We start from the raw sequence: 22,742 nt of genomic DNA, 5'->3' as shown, positions 1-22,742 counted from the left end.
CCGGGGGGATTCCTGCACCTGAACGATGACCGTCACTGGCTGGTAACCCTATGGTCGGGCACCGTATCTGCCCGTCAAGAAGGTGGTGGTCACGATGCCCTGGACCCACAGGAGCACGCCATGGCGTCGCCGAATGCGCCGGTTTCGAACACTGATAGTACTCAGCGCCGCCGCCGCGGTGGGCTTTGGTCTGACGGGCACGGCCGCCGTGCACGCGGCAGCGGCGCCCGCACCCGTCGCGCCGGCGATGACGCCGATCGATCCTCAGCAGGTCCAGGACCAGCAGGACATGACGTGGTCGGACTACAAGCCGGTCCCGGGCTACAACTGGTCGACCAGCGGGGCCAAGCCGACTCAGCGGGCGCTGCGCGTGGCACTGGTGGCGGTGGACTTCCCCAACCAGCCATTTGTGATCACGGAGCCGAAGCAGTCCGATCCGTTCGGAAACCCGCAGATCGACCCGATCACCCGGGACCAGGTACCGCAGTTCTACGCCGACTTCTTCAACAAGCCCAGCGCTGTCAACCACAACCAGACCATCAACGGGTACTGGATGGAGCAGAGCGGTGGGAAGGTCGGCATCTCCTCCGTGACGGCGTTCGGTCCGTACAAGATGTCGAAGAACTCCTACCAGTACGGGCTCAACGACATCGGGCAGACCCCGCCCAACGGGTGCCCGGCCCAGACCACGGTGACCACGGCGCAGACCTCGACCACCACCATCACGGTCGGCTCGACGACGGACTTCTACCCCGGTGACGTCATCACCATCACCGGCGTTTCGCCGTCGGGTACCAAGACGGTCACGGCCGTGCCGGACTCGACTCACCTCACCATCAGCACGGCGGTGACGGTGAAGGCCGGTTCCGCCATCAACGACTGCTCCGGCACCCGGCTGGAGACCGACACCGACGCGGCGTGGCACGCGGCCGCCGGGTGCACCGGCAACTGCGGCTACGACGTGGTGCTGCGCATCTACGCCGGGTACGACGAGACGTCGGTGTGGCAGGAGTTCGGCCCGATGAAGTTCAACAGCCCCCAGGACGTGCCTCAGGCGGTGTGGGGCAACCCGAACCCGGCGCTGCCCAGCACGGTGCCGAGCCGGTATGTGGACTGGACATCGTGGCTGGCGGGCTCGCAGCTGTGGGGTCAGTCGACCGTTCGGCAAGGGGAGAGTTCGGGCACCATCACCCACGAACTCAGCCACTTCTTCTTTTCTATAGGTGACAATAATAATAATCCATACGTGGCTCCGTACCATAGAGCCGCGTCGGGGCCGTGGGACATGATGGACCGCGGCTCGTTCAACGGGCCCGGTGGGCCGCACAACCGCTGGGAGGTGCCGGCGCAGGACGGCGCGTCCATGGGTGCCGAGCACATGCTGCGCAACAAGATAGGCATGGGCTTCGTGCCGTACGCCTCGGTGCTGCGCCTGAACCGCAACGGTCTGGCCGCCTCCGGCCTGGCCGTGGCGGACGTCATCGCCCGGGCGGTCAACGCCGACCCGCTGCCCAACGGCACGCTGGCGGGCGTGCAGGTGAGCCTCGACGGCAACGGGCAGGTCGATCGCGAGCCCGCCTGTGACGTGAACACCAACCCGCTGTGCGACGGTGGTGGCCCGAGCGGCGGCTGGACGAACTACACGCTGGAGACGGTGCAGCGGGTCGGGTACGGCTCGTTCGAGCCGGACAACGGCGTGCTGATCGCCAAGAACAAGCCGTACGCGCCGGGCGGCCGTTCGGTCGAGGGCTCCACCTGCGGCTACAACTGCTTCAGCTGGGTCGAGGACGCCCACCCGGAGGACATCAACCAGGTGGACTACACCCAGCCCGACGGCAACCAGGTGATGCGCACGATCGGCGACTACCGGCAGCTCAACGACGCCCTGTTCCACGCCGGTACCGACTCGGGCTCCAGCAACGAGTACGTCGACACGGCTAACAACCTGCACTTCTACATCCTTGACAAGTACAACGACGCCAACGGTCTGCTGCACTACGTCCTGGGCATCCAGAACCCGACCGGCTCCGGGCCGCAGCGGCACGGCGTGGCGGTCGGCCAGGGTGCGGTGACCGGCGGGGCCCCGGCGGGCGCCACCACCTGCACCTTCCCGGTGACCAACACCGGGGTGGACGCGCCGACCGACCCGCGGCTGCACCCGCAGGACGAGCGGGCGTACCTGCACAACGACATCTACCGGATGTCCGTCTCGGTGCAGGGCAGCGGCTGGAAGGCTCAGCTGTACAACAACCTCACCACCGCCCCGTTCGGGCAGAGCGCCAACGTCCCGGTCTACGTGACCTCGACGGGGGCGAGTGGCTCGGCCACGGTCACCCTGACCGCCACCTCGGTCAGCGACACGAGCAAGAAGGCCACCTCGACCTGCACGGTGCACGCGAGCGACACCAACGGCTGAGCCGTAGGGCTGCTCAACCGCCGGTTCCGCGCCACAGTGGTGCGGAACCGGCGGCTCGGCGTTGGCGTAACGTGGTCCCGGCGAGGGCGGTACGCCTCATGCGAATGTCGGAAACAACAGCCGCTACGTATCGACATCTGTATGATGACGCATTCGCCGATCATTCATAACGTTCCTTCGCATGCGACGCATCCCTCGCACCGCCATACTCGCACTCTGCCTCGCCACCACGGCGACGCTCGCCGCTTGCAGCGGCAGCTCCAACGGGTCAGGCACGGGCGGGGAGTCCGGCACTGTCGTGCTAGGCACGACTGACAAGCCGACCAGCCTCGACCCTGCAGGCGCATACGACCTACCCTCTTGGACGCTCATCTACAACCTGTACCAAAACCTCCTGAAGATCGCTCCCGGCCAGACCACGCCGATCCCCGACGCGGCCACGCAGTGCGACTTCACCGACCCGACTACCTATAAATGCACGCTGAAAGACGGGTTGAAGTTCTCCAACGGCGACCCGTTGACCTCGCAGGACGTCGTGGCGTCGTTCCAGCGGGTCATCAAGATCAACGACCCGGCCGGCCCGGCCTCGCTGTTCGCGAGCATGAAGGACATCACCGCACCGGACGCCAAGACCGTGGTGATGACCCTCAACAAGCCGGACGCCACGTTCCCGTTCGTGCTGACCACCGGCGCGGGCGCGATCGTCGACTCCAAGCTGTTCCCGGCGGACAGCAAGCTGCCCAGCGAGAAGGTCATCGGCTCCGGGCCGTACAAGCTGACCAAGTACACCTCCGGGCAGCAGGCGGTACTCGCCAAGAACGACAGCTACGTCGGCGACGACAAGCTGGCCAACAAGGGCTTCATCGTCCAGTACTACGACCAGGCGTCCGCGCTCAAGCTCGCCATCGAGCAGGGCGACGTGGACGTGGCGTACCGCAACCTGAGCCCGACCGACCTGACCGCGCTGGGCCAGGAGTCCAACCGCGGCGTGAAGGTCGTTGAGGGCGCCGGCAGCGAGATCCGGTACATGGTCTTCCAGCTCAAGGACAAGCCGTTCGACAACCCGGCGGTCCGCAAGGCCATCGCCCAGGTCATTGACCGGGACGCGATCGCCAAGAACGTCTACAACGGCCAGGTCCAGCCGCTGTACTCGATGATCCCGGTCGGCCTGGAAGGGCACACTGACGCGTTCAAGGACGCCTACGGCGCACCGGACGTGAACAAGGCCAAGACCCTGCTCCAGCAGGCCGGGGTGACCACGCCGTTGGACATCACGCTGTGGTGGACCCCGAGCCACTACGGTCCCAACTCGGCCGACGAGTACGACGAGATCAAGCGGCAGCTCGAGGCCAGCGGCCTGTTCAAGGTCACGGTCAAGAGCACCGAGTGGGACCAGTACCAGTCCGACTTCAAGTCCGGGATCTACCCGGCCTGGCAGCTCGGCTGGTTCCCGGACTACCCGGACCCGGACGACTACTCGGCCCCGTTCCTGGACGGTAAGGGTGGCTACTTCCACAACGGGTACATCAACCCGCAGCTGACCACCCTGGTCGGCCAGGAGGAGGGCTCCACCGACGCCTCCGTGCGGGACAAGGCCCTGGCCAGCATCCAGCAGATCACCGCACAGGACGTGCCGATGCTGCCGCTGTGGCAGGGCAAGCAGGTCGCGGCGGTACGTGACGGGGTGACCGGAGTGCAGGACACCTTCGACCCCTCGTTCACCTTCCGGTTCTGGCTCATCGGGAAGAACGGCTGATCGTGGCCCGTTCCTCTCGTTCGTTGGGGATGTTCATCCTCGCCCGGGTCATCCTGGCGATACCCATGGTGTTCATCCTGCTGACCGTGGTGTTCCTGCTGATGCGGGTGGCACCCGGTGACCCGGTGTCCGCTGCGCTGGGTGCTCGGCTTTCAGCCGGGCAGCTGGCGCAGCGGCGCGCCGCCGCAGGCTTCGATCGTCCCCTGATCGTCCAGTACGGCGACTACCTCGGCGGCGTGGTGACCGGCAACTTCGGCCGCACCATCACCGACAACCGCTCCATCACGCAGGTGCTGGTGGACAACGGCGGGGCCACCCTGACGCTGACGGTGGCAGCCCTGCTGGTGGCCCTGATCATTGGGCTGCCGCTGGGCATGTGGGCCGCGCGGCGCCGGGACAAGTGGGACGACGTGGTGATCCGGCTCTTCGGCATCGCCACGTTCGCCGCGCCGGTGTTCTTCGTGGGGCTGCTGCTGCAGCTGCTGTTCGGCAAGACGCTGGACTGGCTGCCCACCTCCGGGGCCGCCTCGCCGATCGTGGCGCCGACCGTGCCCGAGAAGACGCACATCCTGATCCTGGATGCCGCGCTGTCCGGCGACTGGTCGGCCTTCGATGACGTCTTCCGACATCTCATCCTGCCGGCGGTCAGCCTCGGGCTGCTCGTCACCGGCGTGCTGATACGACTATCCCGGGTCAACGTCATCCAGACCCTGCGCAGCGACTACGTCGAGGCGGCCCGGGCACGCGGCATCCGGGAGGGTGCGGTGGTGCTGCGCCACGCGCTGCGCAACGCCATGGTGCCGGTCATCACCGTGACCGGCCTGCAGGTGGCGTTGCTGCTGGGCGGCGCGGTACTGACCGAGCAGACGTTCAACTGGCCGGGAGTCGGCAACCAACTGGTCGGCTACCTGAACAGTCGCGACTACACGGCGGTGCAGGGCATCATCACGGTGTTCGCGCTCGTGGTGGTAGTGGTCAGCCTGCTCATCGACATCATCAACGCACTGGTCGACCCGAGGATCCGGTACTGATGTCCGCCATTCCGGCCGCCGAGGCCACACCCACCCCGACCGGCCCGGCGCCGTCGAGCGCCGCGCGTCCCGGACGGCGGTTCGCGGCGCTGCGCTCGGCCCGCGGAGTACCCCGGGCGCTGCTGCTGACCGGCTCGGGGATCACCCTGTTCTTCGTGCTGCTGGCGGTGTTCGCACCGCTGATCGCCCCGTACGGCTTCGACCAGTACTCGGCGAACGGGCAGCGCTTCGCCAAGCTGGCCGGTCCGTCGGCGCACCACTGGTTCGGTACCACCGTCCAGTCGGTCGACGTGCTGTCCCGGGTCGTGTTCGGCGCGCGCACCGCCCTGGAGGTGGTGGTCCTCGCCGTGGTGTTCTCGATCATCATCGGGGTGCCGCTCGGGCTGCTGTCCGGGTACTTCGGCGGGCTGCTGGACCGCATCCTGGTACTGGTGATGGACGCCCTGTTCGCCTTCCCGTACCTGCTGCTGGCCATCGTCATCGCGTTCCTGCTCTCCGATGTGGTCATCGGGGGCGGCGTGGTGACCACCGCACTGGCGATTACCGTCATCTATGTTCCGCAATATTTCAGAGTGGTCAGAGCGAGCACGCTGTCTGCCCGGGAAGCGACCTATGTCGAGGCGGCCCGGGCGATGGGCGCGCCGGCCCGCACGGTGATCAGCAAGTACCTGTTCGTCAACGTGGTGCACAGCGTGCCGGTGATCGCCACGCTCAACGCGGCGGACGCCATCCTCACCCTGGCCGGGTTGGGCTTCCTCGGGTACGGCATCCAGCCGACCGAGGCCGCGGAATGGGGGTACGACCTGCAGCGCGCCATCGCCGATGCCGGCGCCGGGATCTGGTGGACCGCGCTCTATCCGGGGTTGGCCATCACCGTGCTGGTCATCGCGCTGACCCTGGTCGGGGAGGGGCTGAACGAAGTGGTCAATCCGTCGCTGCGGCGAGCACGCACCAGACCGGTGCGGCTGCCGGCGCGGCCCGGCCGGGGGAGGGGCGCCCAGTGAGCGCGGTACCCCAGCAGGCCACGGCGCCCGGTGCGCCCCGCATCGCAGTGCGCGACCTGCGCATCTGGTACGGCACCGGCGGCGCGCCGGTGCGGGCGGTCGACGGCGTCGACCTGACCATCAACGCCGGCCAGACCGTCGCGCTGGTGGGCGAGTCCGGCTGCGGGAAGACCACCCTGGGCCGGGGCATCCTCGGCATGCTCCCGCCCAGCGCGGCGGTGGACGGCGAGGTGGTGGTCGACGGTGTCGACCTGGCGCATCTGCCGCCCCGGCGGCTGCGGGCGATGCGCGGGCTGCGCATCGGGCTGGTGTTCCAGGAGCCGATGACCCGCCTGGACCCGCTGATGCGCATCGGCGACCACTTCGACGAGGTGCTGCGCACCCACCGGCCCAAGATGTCCCGGGCCGAGCGGGAGCGGGAGTCGGTGGCGATGCTGCGCTCGCTGGGCATCCCGCCCTCGCGGATCCGCCAGTACCCGCACGAGTTCTCCGGCGGCATGCGCCAGCGCATCATGATCGGTCTGGCCCTGGTGCTGCGCCCCGCCGTGATCGTGGCGGACGAGCCGACCACCGCGCTGGACGTGCTCGTCGAGGCGCAGATCGTGGAGATCCTGGCCGAACTGCGCCGCAACGCGGACTGTGGGCTGCTGCTGATCACGCACAACCTCGGCATCGTCGCCAAGGCGGCGGACCGGGTGGCGGTGATGTACGCCGGGCACATCGTCGAGGAGGGCGAGGTGGACCGGGTCTTCTCGGAGCCGGCCCACCCGTACACCCGGGAACTGTTGCGCTCGACGATCTCGCTGGACACGTCCGACCTGCACTACATCCCCGGCTCACCGCCGGACCTCTCCGCCCCGCTTTCGGGCTGCCTGTTCCACCCGCGTTGCCCCGACGCGATGCGGGTGTGTCAGAGCCGCGACCCGGGGCAGACCGCCACGGCCGGCGGCGGGCGGGTCAGCTGCTGGCTGCACCGGCTCGACGAACTTGAGCCGGCCGACCGGGAACCGTTGCCGGACAGGGAGATCAGCGTTGCCGACGAAGCCTGAGCACCAACCCGGCCCCGGCGCCGACCGGGAGGTCGGTGGCCCGGCCAGCACCGCCGGTGTCGCCACCGACGAGGCCGCGCCGCTGATCGAGGTCTCCGATCTGTATGTGCACTACTCGATGCGGCGCGGGCCGCTGGCCCGGCTGTCCCGCTCGCGCAAGGGCGGTGACGGGGCGGTCCGGGCGGTCGACGGCGTCTCGTTCTCCCTGCGCCGGGGCGAGGTGCTCGGGCTGGTGGGTGAGTCCGGCAGCGGCAAGAGCACGCTCGGCCGGGCACTGCTCGGCCTGGTACCGGCCTCCTCGGGCAGCATCCGCTTCGACGGCACCGAACTGGTCGGGCTGCCCGAGCGGCGGCTGCGGCCGCTGCGCCGGCGGCTGCAGATGGTCTTCCAGGACCCGCACGCCTCGCTGAACCCCGCCATGGACGTGGGTACGGCGGTCGGGCATCCGCTGAAGATTCACGGGCTGGGCGGTGCGGACCTGCAGAAGCAGGTGGAGCGGGCGCTGGAGATGGTGGGCCTGGCCCCGGCCCGCCGGTACCTGAACATGCGCCCGGCCGACCTGTCCGGCGGGCAGAAGCAGCGCGTGGTGATCGCCCGTGCCGCGATCCTCGACCCCGAGCTGATGGTCGCCGACGAGCCGGTGTCCATGTTGGACATGAGCGTGCGCGCGAAGATCCTCCAGCTGCTGCTGGACCTGCGCCGCCAGCTCAACCTCACCTACCTGTACATCACCCACGATCTGGCCACCGCGAAGCTGTTCTGTGACCGGATCGCCATCATGTACCTCGGCCGGATCGTGGAGATCGGTCGGACCGAGGAGGTCTTCGCGAATCCGCGGCACCCGTACACCCAGGCGTTGCTGCGGGCGGTGCCCGATCTGGGCAGCCGCCGGGAGGACGAATCGGAGGTGGTGGCCGGGGAGATCCCGGACGCGGCCCGACCGCCGGCCGGCTGCTCGTACCACCCGCGTTGCCCGCACGCGTTCGCGCCGTGCGGCTCCGAGGGGCGCGACCTGCGGGCGTTGCTGGAGGCGCGGTGGGCCGGGCCGGGCGAGGTGACCGAACGCGGCGCCGGCGACCCGGCCGGGCCCGGCGTCGGCCTCGAGCGGGAGGATCCTGCCCGCGTCGTGCGCCTCGGCGACCTGGACGCCGCGGGCGAACACCTCCCGATCCGGCCGGCCCACGGCCACCACGCGGCGGACGTGCTGCGGGTACTGACCCGTGCCCGGGATGACGGCCCGGACGAGCCGCTGTGGCGGGGCGTACGGGCCATGCGGGAGGAGGGCGGGCAGGCGGTCGTGGACTTCGAACCGGCCATCGACCCCGGTCTGCTCGACACCGGTGGCGCCCGGGTCGCCTGCCATTTGTTCGACCCCCGGTTCGACCGGTCCGCGGTTCAACAGGTGTCGTAGGGACCGGCCCGACTCTGCGGTGAATGTCGGTATCGCCAGGCGCCCCGGTAAATCTACTGTCCAATCGTCGATGGGATCGTGGAAGGGGTCGTCGGGTGGACAATGTCGGAACTTCGAGCCGGTTTGCCGGGGTGTACGCGGCGACAACGACGCCGTTCACGGCCGACGGACGGTTGGACCCCGACCGGTTCGCGGAGCACTGCTCCTGGCTGGTTGACTCCGGCGTGCGGGGCATCGTGCCCAACGGTTCGCTCGGCGAGTACGAGACGCTGACCGAGGACGAGCGGCGACTGACGGTGACCACCGCCATCTCGGCGGTCGCCGGTCGGGCGCCGGTCGTGCCCGGCGTCTCCGGACGCGGCGCGGGCGAGGCGGTGCGCTGGACCGAGCAGGCGGCCGAGGCGGGCGCCGCGGCGGTGATGTGCCTGCCGCCGACCTCGCACGCGCCCACGCCGGACGAGGTGGTGGCGCACTTCGCCGCCGTGGCCGGCGTGGGGTTGCCGGTCATCGCGTACAACAACCCGTTCTCGACCCGGGTGGACCTGACCCCGTCGCTGCTGGCCCGGCTGGCCGAGATCGAGAACGTCGTCGGGGTCAAGGAGTTCTCCCAGGACGTGCGGCGGGTGGCGCTCATCCGCGAACTGGCCCCCTCGCTGGAGGTCATCGTCGGCTGCGACGACCTGCTCGCCGAGGGCGTGCTGATGGGCGCCACCGGCTGGATAGCCGGGTTCGTCAACGCCATCCCGGAGCCGTCGGTGCGCCTGTTCGACCTGTGCGCCCAGGGCAAGTGGGACGAGGGGCTGGCGCTGTACCGGGCCCTGCTGCCGGTGCTGCGCTACGACGCCGACCCGACGTTCGTCCAGGCCATCAAGCTCGGCCAGGAGGAGGCCGGCCGGTACGGCGGCCCGGTGCGGCCGCCACGGCTGCCGCTGTCCGAGGCCGAGGAGGCCGCGGTGCGTCGCGACGCGCGGGAAGCGATCGAGGCCGCCGCGCGATGAGGGCCACGGCGATGTTCAGCGCGGTGGACAGCCACACGGAGGGGATGCCCACCAGGGTCATCACCTCCGGCGTCGGCACCCTGCCGGGCGCCACCATGGCCCAGCGGCGTCGGTACCTCATGGACGAGCGCGACGACCTGCGCACGCTGCTGATGAACGAGCCGCGCGGGCACTCGGCGATGTCCGGCGCGATCCTGCAGCCGCCCTCCCGGCCCGACGCCGACGTGGGTGTGGTGTTCATCGAGGTCTCCGGGTGCCTGCCGATGTGCGGGCACGGCACCATCGGTACCGCCACGGTGCTGGTCGAGACCGGCATGGTGCCGGTGAAGGAGCCCGTCACCACCATCCGCATCGACACCCCCGCCGGGCTGGTGGTGGCCTCGGTGGAGGTGCGGGACGGGAAAGCCCGCTCGGTGACCATCCGCAACGTGCCGGCCTACCTGCACCTGCGCGACGCCGAGGTACAGGTCGACGGCTTCGGCACGGTGCGGGTGGACCTGGCCTGGGGTGGCAACTTCTACGCCATCCTGCCGGCCGCCGACCTCGGCCTCGAGGTGCGGCCGGAGCAGCACGACGAGCTGGTGGCCGCCGGCCTGCGCGTCATGCGCGCGGTCGAGGAGCAGCTGAACTTCGCCCACCCGGAGCAGCCGGACGTGGCCGACTGCCGGCACGTGATCCTGACCGCGCCGGGTGACTCCGGCGCCGACTCCCGCTCGGCGGTGGCGATCCACCCCGGCTGGATCGACCGCTCGCCGTGCGGCACCGGTACCTCGGCCAGGATGGCGCAGCTGGCCACCCGCGGGGAGCTCGCGCTGGACACCAATTTCGTGCACCAGTCGCTGATCGGGTCGCGGTTCACCGGGCGGCTGGTCGAGCGGACCTCGGTCGGGCCGTACCCGGCCTTCGTGCCGACCATCACCGGCCGGGCCTGGATCACCGGCCTGGCCAGCTACCTGCTCGACCCCGACGACCCGTTCCCGTCCGGCTTCCTGATCGGCCAGCAGTCGTGACCATCGCGGCTTCGGCCATCGCGACGGTGGCCTCCGCGACGTTGGCCCTCGCGACCAAGGCCCTCGCGACGGTGGCCTCCGCGACGGTGGCCTCCGCGTACCGGCGTTTCCGATGCGCCTGATCGACGACGAGCCGCCGGCCGCGGCCGACGCGGTGGTGATCGGGGCCGGGGTGGTGGGTGCGGCCTGCGCCCGGGAACTGGCGGCCGAGGGGCTGTCGGTGTGCGTGCTGGAACGGTTGGCGCCGGCCGCCGGCACCAGTTCGTCCGGTGAGGGCAACCTGCTGGTGTCGGACAAGCTGCCCGGCCCCGAGCTGACCCTGGCGCAGCACAGCCTGCGCCTGTGGGCGCGGTTCGCCGAGGAGGCCGGTGGCGGAGGCTCTGCCGGCCCGCGCTTCGGGTTCGAGTTCGAGGCCAAGGGTGGGCTCGTGGTGGCCGACTCGCCCGAGTCGCTGGCCGGGCTGGCAGGGGTCATGGCCGGGCAGCGCGCCGCCGGGGTCGAGGTCACCGAGGTGGACGCCGACCGGCTGCGCGACATCGAACCGCTGCTCGCCAGCGACCTGGCCGGCGGTGCCTACTACCCGCAGGACTGCCAGGTGCAGCCGATGCTGGCGGTGCGGGCGCTACTGGCCGGCGCGGTACGGCACGGGGCGCGCGTGGTCGGCGGGGCGGAGGTGCTCGGCGCGGTCCGGGAGAGCGACGGCGCGCTACGGGTACACACCAGCCGGGGTACGGTCCGGACATCCCGGGTCGTCGTGGCGGCCGGGGTGGCGAGCCCGGAGGTGGCCCGGCGCCTGGGTGGCCGCGCTCCGGTGCTGCCCCGCCGGGGCCACATAGTGGTGACCGAGCCGCTGCCGCCGGTGATCCGGCACAAGGTGTACGAGGCCGGGTACGTCTCCGACGTGGGCAGCGACGACGGCACGCTGCTGTGCTCCTCGGTGATCGAGGGCACCGTGAGCGGGCCGGTGCTGCTGGGCTCCACCCGGGAACTGGTCGGCTTCGACCGCCGGATGAGCACCCAGGCCGTGGCGGCGATCTGCCGGCGGGCCGCGCGGCTGTTCCCGTTCCTGAGCGAGGTGCGCGCGATCCGGGCGTACCTGGGGCTGCGGCCGGCGTCCCCGGACCACCTGCCCATCATCGGGGCCGATCCCGACGTCCCCGGCCTGTGGCACGCCACCGGCCACGAGGGCGCCGGAGTCGGGCTGGCGCTGGGCACCGCCGACCTGCTGCGCGCGCTCATCGTGGGCGCGGCGCCGCCGGTGGACCCGGCGCCGTTCGCGCCGTCCCGCCCGGGCCTGCGCGCCACCGCTGACGATCCGGCGGCCAGAGAAGCCACCGCCGGTGATTCGGCGGTCGATGGGACCATCGCCGATCCCGCCGCGGGTGACGCCGCCGGTGATCCGACCGACCGGGAGCACGCCGATGCCTGAGCGGACCGGTACCGCGACGGTGACCTTCCGGTTCGAGGGCCGGGCGCTGTCCGCCCCGACCGGCGCGTCCATCGGCGCCGCGCTGTGGGCGGCGGGCGTGCGGCACTGGCGTACCACCAGGGTGCTGGGCCGCCCGCGCGCCCTGTACTGCGGCATCGGCCAGTGCTTCGATTGCCTGGTCCGGGTCGGTGACGGGCCGCCGGTGCGGGCCTGCCTGACCACGGTGCGCGACGGCGACGAGGTGAGCCGAGGAGATCTTGAGCCGTGACCACCCGAAGTGATCTGGTCATCGTCGGCGCCGGGCCGGCCGGCCTGTCCGCCGCGCTGGCCGCGGCCGGCGCCGGCGTCGACGTGACGGTGCTGGACTCGAATGCCGCCCCCGGCGGGCAGATCTGGCGCCAACCGGCCAGTGGCGCGGCCGGACACCCGCCCGCGGGCCGGGCCGCCCGGGCGCTGTCGGCCGTGGCCGCGCACCCGCGCGTCGAGGTGCTCAGCGACCGCACGGTGAGCCTCGCCGAGCCCGATGCCGGCAGCGGTGGCGTGCTGTTCGTTCAGGGGCCGGACGGCGGCGAGACGATCCGCGCCCGGGCTCTGGTACTGGCCACCGGCGCGACCGAGCTGTCCCTGCCGTTCCCCGGCTGGGACCTGCCCGGGGTGCTCACTCCGGGCGCCGCCCAGGCCATGCTGAAGGCGCACGGCGTGCTGGCCGGCCGGCGGATCCTGGTGGCCGGCACCGGCCCGTTCCTGTGGCCGGTGGCTGCCGGGCTGCGCCGGGCCGGCGCGCGGATCGTGGCGCTGGTCGACGGGGCGCGCCAGGGCTCGACCGGGCTCCGGCTGGCCGGGCTGGCCCGGCACCCGGCCCTGGTCGGCCAGGCCGCCGGGTTCCTGCGTGCGCTGGCCGCCGGCCGGGTACCGGTGCTCGGCGGGCGGGTCGTGGTCGCTGCGCACGGCCGCGACGCGGTCGAGTCGGTGACCGTGGCCCGGCTCGACGGCCGGGGACGGATCGCGTCGGAGGGCCGCCGCGAGTACGCGGTCGACGCGCTCTGCGTCGGCTGGGGATTCGTGCCCTCGGTCGAGCTGGCCCGATCGCTCGGGTGCGCCGAGACCGTCCACCCGAACCGGCCGGGCAGCGCCGTGACCGTGGATGCCGACCAGGCCACCACCGCGCCCGGGGTGTTCGCCGCGGGCGAGGTGACCGGCATCGGTGGTGCCGTGGTGTCCTGGTGGGAGGGGATGATCGCCGGGGCGGCGGCGGCCCACGCGCTCGGTGCGCTGCCGCGGCAGGGGTTCGCCGAGCGGACCCGCGTCGCCCGGCGCCGGTGCGGCGATGCCCGGCACGCCGCCCGGCTGCTGGAGCGCGCGTTCCCGCCATACCCGGACTGGACGGACTGGTTGACGCCGGAGACCGTGTTCTGCCGTTGCGAGGAGGTCACCTGGCAGCGGATGGTCGACGCGCTCGACGAGGGCGGCGAGGACGTGCGTACGGTCAAGGGCCAGACCCGTTGCGGGATGGGCTGGTGCCAGGGCCGGGTGTGCGGGCCGGCGGCGCAGCTGGCGGTGGCGCGGCGCCTGGGCCGGGCACCGGGCGACGTGGGCGATCTGGCGACCCGTCCGCTGGCCGTGCCGATCCCGATCGGCCTGCTCGGCGGCGCCGGGCGAGCCGACGAGACCGGCGACTAGGCACCCGTTGCCACGCCGCCGCGGCCTCGCCTACGAGCGCGGACGCGCGAAGCGCTGGTCCTGGTTGGGGTTCCGGCCCTCGGAGCCGGCGGCGGGACCCGCTCCCGCGGGATCCGGTGCGCGCGGCGAGGTAAGGACCGCCGGTTGCGCGTCGGCGGTCTGGCGAGCGGTGGGGCGAGTGGAGGCGCGAGCACCCAGCACGCGGCCGGAGGCCGTGGCGAGGGCGACGGCGAAGAGGCTGGCCGCGGCCGGAACGATGAAGGCGCCGGAGGCGCCATAGGCGTCGGCGAGACGCCCCGCCACGGCGGCGCCGACCGCCACGCCGGCGACAACGCCGGAGGCGACCAGGGTCATGAAGGAACCCGCGCGATCCCGCGGCCCGACCGCGATCGCCAGCGTGCCGGCCGAGATCAGGTAGGGCGCGCTCGTCGCACCCACCACCGCCATCGCTACGCACAGCGCACCCAACGATCCGGGCACCACCAGGAGAACGCATCCGCCCACCGTGAGCGCCGCGGACGACCAGCGGTACCGGGTGACCGGACCCATCCGGGCGGGCAGCCACGCCGTGGCCAGGCCGGCGATCGTGCTGCCGATCCCGAGAACGGCGTAGATGAGCCCGGCCGAGCCCGGGTGGCCGGACGCCTCGGCGAACGCGGTCACGCCCGTCTGCGTGCCACCGAAGATCATCCCTATCGCCAGCATCGCGGGTATCAGGATCGCCAGGGGCCCGATCGGCAGCCGGGAGCGGGCCGCGCCCGCACCGGGTACGCGTACCGCCGGCGGAGCCGTGCGGTGCAGCGCGAACGGGATCGCGAAGAACAGCGTCAGCGCGGCGGCGACCAGCAGCGGCAGTCCCGGCGGGCCGGCCACCGACAGCACGCCGACGAGCGCGGGACCGGTCATGAATGACAGTTCGTCCGCCGCGCCCTCGTAGGAGAACGCGGTGGGCAGCACGTCGTGCCGTCCTCGGTCACGGAGCAGGACCGCCCACCTGACGCGTGCGAACGGGCCTATCTGTGGTGTCGCGAAGCCGGCGACCGTGACCGCCACGGCGACCAGGGCGGTGTGGACCCCGAGCACGACCCCGGCCAGCGCCACGGCGTCCACCGCGGCCGCGATCAGGCCGATGAGGCGCTGGCCGAGCCGGTCCGCGAGGGCACCCACAACGGGGCCGCCGATCGCGGCACCGGCGCCATACCCGGCCGCCGCCGCGCCCGCGGTCGCGAGGCTGGGACTGACGGTGGCGACCAGCGTGATGATGCCGAGCGGAGCCATGGCGGCCGGCAGCCGGGCGAGGAAGGCGGTGAGCAGGAATCCTGGGCTGGCGGCGCGCACGAGCGTGCGGTAGGTGGCCATGCGTGGGCTCCTTGACGAGGAGAACGCATGCCGTCCCGCCCAACCGACATGCCCCTTGCGGCCCTTTGCTATCCGAGACCCTAGCCGACGGCCACCGGCGACGCCGATCCGGCTCACCCGATCAACGGAACGCCTCAGACCCCTGGAGGATCGAGCGTGGCAGCGGCGGCGGCCAGCAGGGCGTTGAACCCGGCGTGGGGAAAGGCGCCTCCGGCGGAATCCACCCGGGTGCTGTAGAAGTCCGTCTCGTGGTCGTCGTCCTGACGGGCCCACAGGTTGCCGGTCGGGTCGCGCTGCCAGACCACGTTCTGGCCACGGAAGTCCGCGCGCTCCAGCCAGTCAGTGCCGCGCGGCCAGTAGCCGTCCCACTCCCGCGGCCGTAGCGAGGCGTAGGCCGCGTCCACGGCGGCGACGGCGCCCGGGACATCGTCGTCCTCGAACACCGCGGCGAACCGGCACAGCAGCGCCAGCGTCGCTCCGGGGTGAGGCAGTTCGGGGTCGAGGGCGGTGATCGCTCGGCAGATCACGTCCAGCTCCGACCAGCGCAGCGCGTACGGGTGCCAGTGGGCCAGGTCGTCCCAGCCCAGCTCGGCGGCGTCGGCCGCCAGGGGCTCGGCGATCCCCAGGCTGTGGCTGTCGGCCTCGGGATCGACGCTCAGCAGCACCCGGTAGCCGCCGCCGACCTCGAACTCCACCTCGAGCGCGTCGTCGTCAGCGTCATCTTCGTCGGATTCCTCGTCGAGCAGGTCCTCGAGGTCGCCCAGCCGGTCGGCGCCGGGGCCGTCCTCGTGCGCGAAGGTGTACCGCGCCCAGAATGCCGGATCGTGCAGTGACTCGCGCAGGGGTGAGGGAATGGCCACCCCGGGATCATCGCCTACCGGTGCGGCCACGACCGGACCGGGTGACCCCGCCCCGGCGGCACCTCCACCATCGCGGGTCGGCTGCGGGCCGGGCCGGGACAGGGGCGGGCGGGCGGATCGGCCAGCCTGGCAACCATCCACCGGGCACAGGTTGTTAGTGCCGGTGGAGGAGGCAGCGTGGACGAGGACTTCGTGGCGTACGTCTCGGCGGCCTGGCCAAGACTGTTGCGCTCGGCGTGGTTGCTGACCTGCGACTGGCACCGTGCCGAGGACCTGTTGCAGACGGTACTGGCCAAGGCGCACGGGCGGTGGTCGCGGATCAGCGGCGGATCCCCGGACGCCTACCTGCGCAGCATGCTCGCGACCACCTACCTGAACTGGTGGCGGCGGCGCTGGCGCGGCGAGATCCCGGCCTCGACCCTTCCCGAGCCCGGCGGCGACAACCCGTACGGGCGGGTCGACCTGCGCCTGAGCCTGGCCGCCGCGCTGGCCCGGCTGCCCCGCCAGCAGCGCACCGTGCTGATGCTGCGCTTCCACGCCGACCTCACCGAGGCGCGCACGGCCGAGGCGCTCAACATCGGCGTCGGCACCGTGAAGTCGTACACGGCGCGGGCACTGGCCACCCTGCGCGCCGATCCGACCCTGCGCGGGCTGGGGATCGAGGAGATGAGCGAATGATCGGCCCCGAGCACCTGCACTCCGCGCTGGAGAACGCGATCCCGGTGCCGCCCGAGCAGCTGTCGCGGCCGCCGCTGTCCGCGATCGGCCGGCGCATCCGCCGCCGGCGCCGGCGCACCGCCGTGGCCGCCGTCGCGGCTGTGGTCGCCGTCGTCGCCGCCGGATCGGTGGCGTGGCTGGCCGGGCCGCACGACGGTGCGGTCGCTCCCGCGGTCCGACCGTCGTCCGGGCCGTCCGCCGCCGGGTCCACCGCCCCGTCTCCGGCCGGTACGGGCCCGGTCGCGCCGCCGACCTCCGGCGCCGGGGTGGCGGTCGCCTGGCGTACCGCTAGCGTCGACGCGGCGGGGACGACCGTGACGCTCGGGCTCGACACGTCCCGGTCGGATGCGGGAGCGTGCCGGACGGTGACCGCGATCAGGACCGGCGGGGACGCGTCCGAGATCGTGCTCACCGCCTACCGGAGTGCCAGGCCGGGCACGTGCGATGACTCCGGCGGCGCCGTGGCGACCGTGCGGCTCGGTTCCGCCCTCGGGGACCGTGTGCTCATCGATGGCGCGGACGGCAGGTCCCGCCCGGTCCTGCGGATGGGGGACCTTCCGGTGCCGGCGGGCCTCAGGCAGCTGATCCCCACGGCCGACCCCGACGGCGCGGGGTGGACCCTCGACTACACCCGCTCAAGCGGTCTCGGCCTGGTCCTCTACGCCGTACCGACGCAGAACCGCCTCGTGCCGGACGCCGGCGATCAGACGATGACCGTTCCCGGTCACACGCTCGACGTCGGGCTGACCGGCCGGTACAACGCCAGCTGGGCCGCCGGCGGTTGGTGGATCACCCTCTCGGCCGAACGACTCGAGGGGACCGGGGCCATCACCCTCGACCAGTTCGAGACCCTGATCGCGAGCCTGCCCTGGGGGTGAGCCCGCCATGGGGGTGACCTGCCTGGCGGTGAGCCTCCCTGGCGGTGAGCGCGGGGCCGGAAACGCCGATCGGCACCATGGTCGCCCATGGTGCCGATCGGTTGCGCGATGACTCGACCGCTCGTCTTACCAGGAGGTTGGCTTGCCCGCCTGGTAGAGCCAGACGTTGAAGAAGTTCTTCAGGTTCTGGTGGCTGTCACGCTCGGCCAGCTTGGTGAAGTCCGCGGTGGTCGCGTTGCCGTACCGGTGCTGAACGATCCAGTCGCGCATGATGCGGAAGAAGGCGGTGTCGCCGATCTTCTCCCGGAGCGCCTCCAGCACCATGGCACCGCGGTCGTAGACCGGGGTACCGAACAGGTTGGGAGCCTCGCCCGGGTTCGCCACCGGGAACGCCCACAGGCTGGAGGTGGCGGGCCGGCTGTACAGGCTCGCGAACTGCTGGGCCGCGGTGGTGCCGCCCTCGTGCTCGCTCCAGATCCACTCCGACCAGGTGGCGAAGCCCTCGTGCAGCCAGATGTCCGGCCAGGTCTTCACGGTGACGGTGTCGCCGTACCACTGGTGGGCCAGCTCGTGAGCCAGGGTGGACTCGCCGGGCATCCCCGCGAACACCGGCTTGGTCTGGGTCTCCAGCGAATACCCGAGGTCCGGCGCGTTGTCGACGATGGCGCCGACCGCGTCGAACGGGTACGGGCCGTAGATGGACGAGAAGTAGTTGATGATCGACGGGATCTTGTCCAGCACCGCGCGGCTGGCGGTCAGGGAGGGGTCCACCGCCACATAGGACGGAAGCCGGCCGTCCACCTTGGACGTGGTGAGGTCGAACTTGCCCACCGTCGCGGTCGCCAGGTACGGCGCCATCGGGAGGTTCTCCCGCCACGTGAAGGTGCTCGTGCCGTGGCTGGTGTGCTCGCCGGTCAGCACGCCGTTGGCCATCGCGGTCAGCCCGGACGGCACGCTCACGCTGAAGTCGAAGGTCGCCTTGTCGGCCGGGTTGTCGTTGACCGGGTACCAGGACGGCGCGCCCTGGGGCTCGTCGGCCACCACGGCACCGTCGTCGGTCGCCACCCAGCCCTCGGTGGAGCCGTCGGGGTCGGTGACCGCCTGCGGCACGCCGGCGTACCCGACCGTGACGGTGAAGTGCTGCCCCCGGTGCAGCTTGTTGTGCGGGGTGATGATGAGTTCCTGGCCCTCGTGGCGCCACGACGCGGCACGGCCGTCGACCGTGAGCCGGGAGATGTCGAAGCCGCGCAGGTCAAGGTCGAACCGGTACAGGTTCTCCGTGGCCGTGGCGCTGATCGTCGTCGTGCCGGTCAGTCGCTTGCTGGACGGCTGGTAGTTCAGGTTCAGCGAGTAGTGCGACACGTCGTAGCCGCCGTTGCCGGCGAGCGGGAAGAACGGGTCGCCGGTACCGGACGATCCGGCGACGAAGCCGCCGGAGGCGTAGGCGCCGGAGGGCACCGCGACGACCGCGGCGAGGATCGCGGCCGTGGCCGCGGTAGCGGCCGTCCGCCGGCGACGGGTCGACGCGGTGCGCGGCGTCGCGTTACGGGGTCGGGTCATAGTTGTTGTCCCTCAGTGTGGTGCGAATATCCGGACAACATCATGGCGCACTCGACGCCCGCTGGAAAGATCGCGAGAGGGTCAGCGCAGGGCGCGGGCGATGCCCGCGAGGGTGCGCGCGGACAGCAGCCCGTCGCCCAGTCCGAGTTCGGCTATCGACTGGAAGACCCGCTGATCCCGGCCCGCCGCGCGGATGGCGGCGTCGACCACCCGGGCCCGGCCGGTCAGCGCGGCGGCCAGCCGGCTGTGCCGCAGGTGCCGACCCAGCCTGCGGCGCAGCGTCGCACGGTAGAGCGCCGCGGCGGCCCGACCCTGCCCGACGCCGCGGGCGGCCGCGGCCCCGGCGAGCGAGCCGGACAGCACGGCGTAGAAGATGCCCTCGCCGGTGAACGGGTTGATGAGTGAGTACGCGTCCCCGGCCAGCAGCAGCCGTCCCTGGCCCGGCACCGGCCGGTACGTCGACAGGGGGAGGTGGTGCGCGCGCAGTTGCGTGGCGCCGGCGATGTCGACCTGCGGCAGCAGCGCGGCCAACCGGTCGAGCAGGTGCTCCCGGGACAGCGCGGGGCCGTGCAGCACCTCGCCGTACCCGATGTTGGCCAGGCCGTCGCCGATCGGGAAGCTCCAGGCGTACGCGGGCCACTGGGTCGCCGGGGCGGCGACGATGTACTGCTGGCCGGCGGCCAGGGCGGGTGCGTACCCGCGGATCGCCAGCGCCACCCGGCCCGGCGGGTTGGCGGGCTGGCCGAGGGCGCGGCGTACCCGCGAATAGGCGCCGTCGGCACCGATCACGGTGCGCGCCGAGATCACCCCGTCGAGCACCACCGAGCCGGGGCGATGGTCGATGTCGCGTACGGTGTGCCGGCACAGTTTCGCGCCGGCGGCGACCGCCGCCTCGACCAGCCGGGCGTCGAAGACCGTGCGCGGGATCGTGTAGTTCGGCCGTGCCATGCGACGCGCCACCGCGGCGCCGGACGGCGCGACGAAGCTCAGCGCGGGCACCGGAGCATACCCCTCGTGCACGCCGTCGACGCCGAGGTCGCGCAGCACCTCCAGGGTGTGTGAGGCGATGCCGTCACCGCACGTCTTGTCGCGGGGGAAGTCGGCGCGATCCAGCAGCAGGACGCTCGCGCCCGCTCGCCGGGCCGCGATCGCGGCGCTCGACCCGGCCGGGCCGGCGCCGACGATGACCACGTCGTACTCGTCCATCAGCAGCTCGAAGCGATTTGGCGGCCGGCGCTCACGGACCCACCTTACCGAGCCCGTCAGTGGTGCGGACGCAGCCCGTCGAACAGCATGCCCAGGGTCCGGGTCCGAGGGTGGCCGCCGAGCTGGGCACCACCCCGGCGGCGGTGGCCCTGGCCTGGCTGTGGCGCCGGCCGGATGTCACGTCGGTCATCCTCGGCCCGCGCACGGCCGACCAACTGCGGGACGGCCTCGACGCGCTCGACCTCGAGCTGCCCGACGAACTGGCCGCCCGCCTGAACGTCGGGCGACGGTCAGCCCGCGGTGATCGGCACGACCGCCTCATCGGTGTAGACCAGGAAGGTCAACGACTCCTGGAAGTACAGCTCGATGCTGCTGGCGTCGTGGGACAGGTACCCGATCGACAGGTCCTGGCCGAGGTGCAGTGCGAAGTCGCCGCCCCGGGTGGACAGCAGGAACGCCCCGTCGATGGCCGGCGCCCAGATGATGTCGCCGTCAAGCACCCGGGACAGGTGCTCGCGGATCGGGTACCCGTGGTCGGAGGTCTCGTTGACGGCCGTGTACGCGTCGGCGCAGAGCACCAGCGAGTACGGGCCGGCCACGCCGGCCAGGCGCAGGGCGCTGACCGCCTGGCTCACGGCGTCGGGGTAGGCGCGCACCTCGGCGGGCAGGGCCAGCGCCGGGTTCGCGGCGCAGGCGCGCAGGCCGCCGATCCCGGCCGCCGCGTACCCCTCGAAGACGGCCCGGTCCTCGGCGAACGCGATCTGCCGTGCGGCGTCCTTGACCGGCTGCCAGTCCGCGTCCTTGGCGCCGCGCTCCACGTCGTCGACGGCCTGCCGCGACACGGTGAACGGGACGCGCAGTTCGACCAGCGGCTGCACCTGCCGGGCCCGGGCCAGCACACCCGGCGCGGGGGCGTCGATGTCGCGCAGGTGCCCGGTGCCGATCGCGGACAGCTCGCTGCCCGCCGGCCCTTGCACGTCGACCACCCGGCGACCGGCCAGGTGCCGGCTGAAGGTGCGCCGGGCCTCGTCCTCGATGTCCGCCCACGCGGCGGCCGAGACGGGAGCGAGTTCGCGGTGCAGGTTGTTCATCGGGGGGTACGTCCTTCCAGGTTGCGGGCCTTCAGGTCGCCGATGCCGAGGGAGCCGTCGGCGACCGTTCGCTGTGCCGGTACCGGGGCCGGCTCCTCGGGCGGGGCCGGGGCGGCCGCCGGCGGGTCGTCGAGGAAATCCCCGGTCGGCACGAAGAACAGGGTGCCGGTCACGGCGGTGGAGAAGTCGAGGATGCGGTCGGTGTTGCCGCGCGGCTCGCCCAGGAACATCCGCTCCAGCATCCGCTCGGTGACCTCGGGGGTGGCCGAGTACCCGATGAAGTAGGTGCCGAACTCTGCCCGCCCCACGCTGCCGAACGGCATGTTGTCGCGCAGAATCTCCCGCTTCGTCCCGTCCGGATCGGTGATGGTGTTCACCGCCACATGGGAGTTGTCGGGCTTCACGGCGTCGGGCATCTCGATGTCGGACAGCTTGCTGCGCCCGACGACCCGCTCCTGCGCCTCGACCGGCAGCGCGTCCCAGGCCGCCAGGTCGTGCAGGTACTTCTGCACGATGACGTAGCTGGCGCCGGCGAAGTCGGGATCCTCGTCGCCCACGGTGACGGCGTCGTACGCGGCCGACCCGGTCGGGTTCTCCGTGCCGTCCACGAACCCGAGTAGGTCGCGCTGGTCGAAGTAGCGGAACCCGTGCACCTCGTCCACCACGGTGGCCGCGTCGCCCAGCCGGGACGCGATCAGGGCGGCCAGCTCGAAGCACAGGTCCAGCCGGCTGGAGCGCAGGTGGAACAGCAGGTCACCGGGGGTGGATACGGCCGTGTGCCGGTCGCCGCGAAGCTCCCGGAACGGGTGCAGTCCGGCCGGGCGTGGCCCGTCGAACAGCCGGTCCCAGAGCGCCGAGCCGATGCCCACGACGCAGGACAGCTCACCCTCGGCGGCGCGGAACCCGACCGAGCGCCGCAATCCGCTCACCTCGGACAGTAGGTCCCGGACCGCCTCCTCGCCACCCGGCCGGACGGTCACCACCAGGAAAATCGCGGCGGAGGTCAGCGGCGCCAGCACGGCCTGCGGCACGCCCCCCGGGACCGGCCGTGCCGGTTCTGTCATCGCTCGTACCCTCCCTGACGCTGCCCGGCAAGCTTGCCACATCCACTGGCGCACGGGAGGGACCGGTGTCGCAGGCCACGATGCGGGCGATGGCCCGGTCTGAGCGATGGCCCGGTCTGAGCGATGGCCCGGTCTGAGCGGTGGCCCAGTGCGGGCGGTGGCCCGGTCTGCGCGGCCCGGTCCGGGGGCGGCGGTGGTCCCGGCCGGAGGTGGTGCGGCCCGG

19 protein-coding genes and 1 pseudogene are annotated in these 22,742 nt (G+C 72.0%); 14 read left to right on the top strand and 6 right to left on the bottom strand.

Annotated features, from left to right (window positions below):
* Positions 1–133 precede the first annotated feature (133 nt).
* The 11 genes from ABEA87_RS36395 (at position 134) to ABEA87_RS36345 (ending at position 13,784) form a co-directional block, all read left to right on the top strand.
* Positions 134–2,416 (top strand): metallopeptidase domain-containing protein, encoded by a 2,283-nt coding sequence (locus ABEA87_RS36395; protein ID WP_345637617.1) that lies wholly within the window; start codon positions 134–136, stop codon positions 2,414–2,416.
* A 298-nt stretch (positions 2,417–2,714) separates the two neighbouring features.
* On the top strand, positions 2,715–4,172 hold the full coding sequence (locus ABEA87_RS36390) for an ABC transporter substrate-binding protein (protein ID WP_345637615.1): 1,458 nt from the start codon (positions 2,715–2,717) through the stop codon (positions 4,170–4,172).
* Positions 4,173–4,201: 29 nt separating this feature from the next.
* Positions 4,202–5,203 carry an ABC transporter permease gene (locus ABEA87_RS36385; RefSeq protein ID WP_345637632.1) on the top strand — a complete coding sequence of 334 codons (1,002 nt, stop codon included), beginning with the start codon at positions 4,202–4,204 and terminating at the stop codon, positions 5,201–5,203.
* Positions 5,203–6,207, top strand: coding sequence for an ABC transporter permease (locus ABEA87_RS36380; protein WP_345637612.1), 1,005 nt, complete (start codon positions 5,203–5,205; stop codon positions 6,205–6,207). The genes ABEA87_RS36385 and ABEA87_RS36380 overlap by 1 nt, the downstream gene beginning before the upstream one ends.
* Positions 6,204–7,256, top strand: a complete 1,053-nt coding sequence (locus ABEA87_RS36375; protein ID WP_345637610.1) for an ABC transporter ATP-binding protein — start codon at positions 6,204–6,206, stop codon at positions 7,254–7,256. The genes ABEA87_RS36380 and ABEA87_RS36375 overlap by 4 nt, the downstream gene beginning before the upstream one ends.
* Positions 7,240–8,667 (top strand): ABC transporter ATP-binding protein, encoded by a 1,428-nt coding sequence (locus ABEA87_RS36370; RefSeq protein ID WP_345637608.1) that lies wholly within the window; start codon positions 7,240–7,242, stop codon positions 8,665–8,667. The genes ABEA87_RS36375 and ABEA87_RS36370 overlap by 17 nt, the downstream gene beginning before the upstream one ends.
* Positions 8,668–8,762: 95 nt before the next feature.
* Positions 8,763–9,665 (top strand): dihydrodipicolinate synthase family protein, encoded by a 903-nt coding sequence (locus tag ABEA87_RS36365; protein WP_345637606.1) that lies wholly within the window; start codon positions 8,763–8,765, stop codon positions 9,663–9,665.
* Entirely contained in the window at positions 9,662–10,675 is a 1,014-nt protein-coding gene (locus ABEA87_RS36360; RefSeq protein WP_345637605.1) for a proline racemase family protein, read from the top strand. The genes ABEA87_RS36365 and ABEA87_RS36360 overlap by 4 nt, the downstream gene beginning before the upstream one ends.
* Positions 10,676–10,787: 112 nt before the next feature.
* Positions 10,788–12,104 carry an NAD(P)/FAD-dependent oxidoreductase gene (locus ABEA87_RS36355; RefSeq protein WP_345637603.1) on the top strand — a complete coding sequence of 439 codons (1,317 nt, stop codon included), beginning with the start codon at positions 10,788–10,790 and terminating at the stop codon, positions 12,102–12,104.
* Entirely contained in the window at positions 12,097–12,372 is a 276-nt protein-coding gene (locus tag ABEA87_RS36350; protein WP_345637601.1) for a (2Fe-2S)-binding protein, read from the top strand. The genes ABEA87_RS36355 and ABEA87_RS36350 overlap by 8 nt, the downstream gene beginning before the upstream one ends.
* Positions 12,369–13,784 carry an FAD/NAD(P)-dependent oxidoreductase gene (locus tag ABEA87_RS36345; protein ID WP_345637599.1) on the top strand — a complete coding sequence of 472 codons (1,416 nt, stop codon included), beginning with the start codon at positions 12,369–12,371 and terminating at the stop codon, positions 13,782–13,784. Before ABEA87_RS36350 ends, ABEA87_RS36345 begins: the two co-directional genes overlap by 4 nt.
* 30 nt (positions 13,785–13,814) lie before the next feature.
* Here the strand turns inward: ABEA87_RS36345 and ABEA87_RS36340 are convergent, their stop codons facing one another.
* On the bottom strand, positions 13,815–15,143 hold the full coding sequence (locus ABEA87_RS36340; RefSeq protein ID WP_345637598.1) for an MFS transporter: 1,329 nt from the start codon (positions 15,141–15,143) through the stop codon (positions 13,815–13,817).
* A 134-nt stretch (positions 15,144–15,277) separates the two neighbouring features.
* Complete coding sequence (locus tag ABEA87_RS36335; protein ID WP_345637596.1) at positions 15,278–16,003, bottom strand: hypothetical protein; 726 nt, start codon at positions 16,001–16,003, stop codon at positions 15,278–15,280.
* A gap of 177 nt (positions 16,004–16,180) precedes the next feature.
* Here ABEA87_RS36335 and ABEA87_RS36330 point away from each other — a divergent pair, with 177 nt between their 5' ends.
* A complete protein-coding gene (locus ABEA87_RS36330) occupies positions 16,181–16,681 on the top strand; it encodes a SigE family RNA polymerase sigma factor (protein ID WP_345637594.1) in 501 nt (166 codons plus the stop codon).
* The gene (locus ABEA87_RS36325) at positions 16,678–17,598 is read left to right on the top strand and encodes a hypothetical protein (protein WP_345637592.1); all 921 of its coding nucleotides are present in this window, start codon (positions 16,678–16,680) and stop codon (positions 17,596–17,598) included. Before ABEA87_RS36330 ends, ABEA87_RS36325 begins: the two co-directional genes overlap by 4 nt.
* Positions 17,599–17,724: 126 nt before the next feature.
* Here ABEA87_RS36325 and ABEA87_RS36320 read toward each other — a convergent pair whose 3' ends face one another.
* Complete coding sequence (locus ABEA87_RS36320) at positions 17,725–19,158, bottom strand: M1 family metallopeptidase (RefSeq protein WP_345637590.1); 1,434 nt, start codon at positions 19,156–19,158, stop codon at positions 17,725–17,727.
* Positions 19,159–19,239: 81 nt separating this feature from the next.
* Positions 19,240–20,364: a geranylgeranyl reductase family protein gene (locus ABEA87_RS36315; RefSeq protein WP_345637588.1), complete on the bottom strand. Its 1,125-nt coding sequence runs from the start codon at positions 20,362–20,364 to the stop codon at positions 19,240–19,242.
* A gap of 59 nt (positions 20,365–20,423) precedes the next feature.
* Here ABEA87_RS36315 and ABEA87_RS36310 point away from each other — a divergent pair.
* A pseudogene (locus ABEA87_RS36310) lies at positions 20,424–20,627 on the top strand (aldo/keto reductase); the annotation flags it as partial.
* 27 nt (positions 20,628–20,654) lie between these two features.
* Here the strand turns inward: ABEA87_RS36310 and ABEA87_RS36305 are convergent.
* Together ABEA87_RS36305 and ABEA87_RS36300 are read right to left on the bottom strand one after the other, a co-directional pair.
* A complete protein-coding gene (locus tag ABEA87_RS36305; protein ID WP_345637586.1) occupies positions 20,655–21,455 on the bottom strand; it encodes a family 1 encapsulin nanocompartment shell protein in 801 nt (266 codons plus the stop codon).
* Positions 21,452–22,519: a Dyp-type peroxidase gene (locus tag ABEA87_RS36300; protein ID WP_345637585.1), complete on the bottom strand. Its 1,068-nt coding sequence runs from the start codon at positions 22,517–22,519 to the stop codon at positions 21,452–21,454. The genes ABEA87_RS36305 and ABEA87_RS36300 overlap by 4 nt, the downstream gene beginning before the upstream one ends.
* Between the last annotated feature and the right edge of the window lie 223 nt (positions 22,520–22,742).

The sequence above is a fragment of the Rugosimonospora acidiphila genome, assembly GCF_039543385.1.
Classification (GTDB): domain Bacteria; phylum Actinomycetota; class Actinomycetes; order Mycobacteriales; family Micromonosporaceae; genus Rugosimonospora; species Rugosimonospora acidiphila.
This window is presented reverse-complemented; position numbering and strand designations above follow the sequence as displayed.

What these genes read in the sequence shown, in the direction of transcription:
- ABEA87_RS36355 (WP_345637603.1), top strand. Translation starts at nt 10,788, where the DNA reads ATGCGCCTGATCGACGACGAGCCGCCGGCCGCGGCCGACGCGGTGGTG.
- ABEA87_RS36350 (WP_345637601.1), top strand. Translation starts at nt 12,097, where the DNA reads ATGCCTGAGCGGACCGGTACCGCGACGGTGACCTTCCGGTTCGAGGGC.
- ABEA87_RS36395 (WP_345637617.1), top strand. Translation starts at nt 134, where the DNA reads ATGCGCCGGTTTCGAACACTGATAGTACTCAGCGCCGCCGCCGCGGTG.
- ABEA87_RS36315 (WP_345637588.1), bottom strand. Translation starts at nt 20,364, where the DNA reads ATGGACGAGTACGACGTGGTCATCGTCGGCGCCGGCCCGGCCGGGTCG.
- ABEA87_RS36320 (WP_345637590.1), bottom strand. Translation starts at nt 19,158, where the DNA reads ATGACCCGACCCCGTAACGCGACGCCGCGCACCGCGTCGACCCGTCGC.
- ABEA87_RS36360 (WP_345637605.1), top strand. Translation starts at nt 9,662, where the DNA reads ATGAGGGCCACGGCGATGTTCAGCGCGGTGGACAGCCACACGGAGGGG.
- ABEA87_RS36305 (WP_345637586.1), bottom strand. Translation starts at nt 21,455, where the DNA reads ATGAACAACCTGCACCGCGAACTCGCTCCCGTCTCGGCCGCCGCGTGG.
- ABEA87_RS36340 (WP_345637598.1), bottom strand. Translation starts at nt 15,143, where the DNA reads ATGGCCACCTACCGCACGCTCGTGCGCGCCGCCAGCCCAGGATTCCTG.
- ABEA87_RS36380 (WP_345637612.1), top strand. Translation starts at nt 5,203, where the DNA reads ATGTCCGCCATTCCGGCCGCCGAGGCCACACCCACCCCGACCGGCCCG.
- ABEA87_RS36385 (WP_345637632.1), top strand. Translation starts at nt 4,202, where the DNA reads ATGTTCATCCTCGCCCGGGTCATCCTGGCGATACCCATGGTGTTCATC.
- ABEA87_RS36300 (WP_345637585.1), bottom strand. Translation starts at nt 22,519, where the DNA reads ATGACAGAACCGGCACGGCCGGTCCCGGGGGGCGTGCCGCAGGCCGTG.
- ABEA87_RS36325 (WP_345637592.1), top strand. Translation starts at nt 16,678, where the DNA reads ATGATCGGCCCCGAGCACCTGCACTCCGCGCTGGAGAACGCGATCCCG.